The organism is Oleiphilus sp. HI0086 (assembly GCF_001635225.1).
On record NZ_LWFZ01001116.1, the window covers coordinates 1 to 1,577 of the forward strand.

2 protein-coding genes are annotated in these 1,577 nt (G+C 48.3%); both read right to left on the minus strand.

Translation table 11 applies throughout. The features are described from left to right. Positions 1-706 (minus strand): shikimate dehydrogenase (gene aroE / locus A3756_RS19810; protein ID WP_068554406.1); only part of this gene is annotated, 706 nt, incomplete at its 3' end. A 27-nt stretch (positions 707-733) separates the two neighbouring features. Beyond that, positions 734-1,577: oxygen-dependent coproporphyrinogen oxidase (gene hemF, locus A3756_RS19815; protein WP_068554408.1), on the minus strand; the 844-nt coding region annotated here is incomplete at its 5' end.

Here is a 1,577-nt window from a genome sequence, read left to right on the forward strand (position 1 = left end):
TCTGGGATGCCCCTGCCTCTTCAGCCCACCGATTAAAGACAGTCTGCTCTGAGCCGTACATCATGTCGTAGGCAACCGTCGCAGCACCGATAATCGATTTCGAAATTGGTGGCAAGGAACCCGATAAACTGGCCGAGGTACCATTAATCACCAAGTCAAAAGCTTCGTTCAAGGCTTCAAAGCTCGAACTTTCAATACTCCCCTGATCTTGAAACAAGTCTACCAAAGCATCCGCTTTACTAACGGTTCTATTGGCCACCACAACCTTGCTTGGCTTTTCTTCAAGTATAGGCTGCAATACGCCTCTTACAGCACCACCTGCCCCTAAAATCAGTATTTTTTTTCCACTTAGGCTAATTCCATGCCCCTGAATGTCGGACACTAAANCCAAACCATCTGTATTGTCACCGCAAAGCAAGCCTTGCTCATCAAGGTACAAAGTATTTACAGCACCAGCCTTTTCAGCACCAAGGCTACGCTTGTCACACATGTCCCAAGCTTGCTCTTTGAAAGGCACGGTAACGTTAAGGCCTTTTCCTTCTGTCTGAGCAAAAAAGCCTTTGACCACTGATGTAAAATCATCGACTGGCGCTTCAATTTTATCGTAAGTAAGTGCCTGCTTCGTCTGCGTAGCAAACATGCTATGAATCAATGGAGACTTACTATGAGAAACGGGGTTCCCAACAACGGCATATTTATCTGACATGTATTTTTCCTTACTCCCTGAAGACTATCAGATCCAGTCCTGATGCGGCAAAAAGCGCTCGGTCAGTTCAGCTTCTCTTGAACCTGCTTTAGTCTGATAGTTGTAATCCCAACTGACCAGCGGAGGCATCGACATAAGTATCGACTCAGTGCGCCCTCCAGACTGGAGGCCAAATAGCGTACCGCGATCAAATACTAGATTAAACTCAACATAACGGCCACGACGATGCAATTGGAACTGTCGCTCCCTTTCGCCATACTCGCTATCTTTGCGCCGTTCGATGATCGGGCGATACGCCTTCACATAGGAATTGCCCACGGCCTGCATAAATTCGAAGCTCTTTTCGAAGCCCCATTCATTCAAGTCATCAAAGAATAAGCCGCCAACTCCGCGCGCTTCGTCCCGATGTTTCAGGTAAAAGTACTCATCGCACCACTTTTTATACTTAGGGTAAACCTCTTCACCAAAAGGCGCACAAGCTTCCGCTGCAACTTGATGCCATTGCTGGCAATCTTCTACAAAACCATAGTAAGGCGTTAAATCATAACCACCACCGAACCACCAAATGGGTTCAGCACCGTCCTTTTCCGCAATAAAGAAGCGAACATTGGCATGAGAGGTCGGTACATAGGGGTTATGAGGGTGCATAACCAAAGACACACCCATCGCCTGAAAGCGACGACCTGCCAACTCAGGTCTGGCACTAGTTGCCGAAGGCGGCAATGAGTCCCCGTAAACATGAGAGAAGTTAACACCCCCTTTCTCGAAAACAGCCCCATCTTTAATCACTCGAGTTCGACCACCGCCACCTTGAGGGCGCTCCCAGGCATCCTCTACAAAGCGCGCCTGACCATCACTTTGCTCCAGCCCT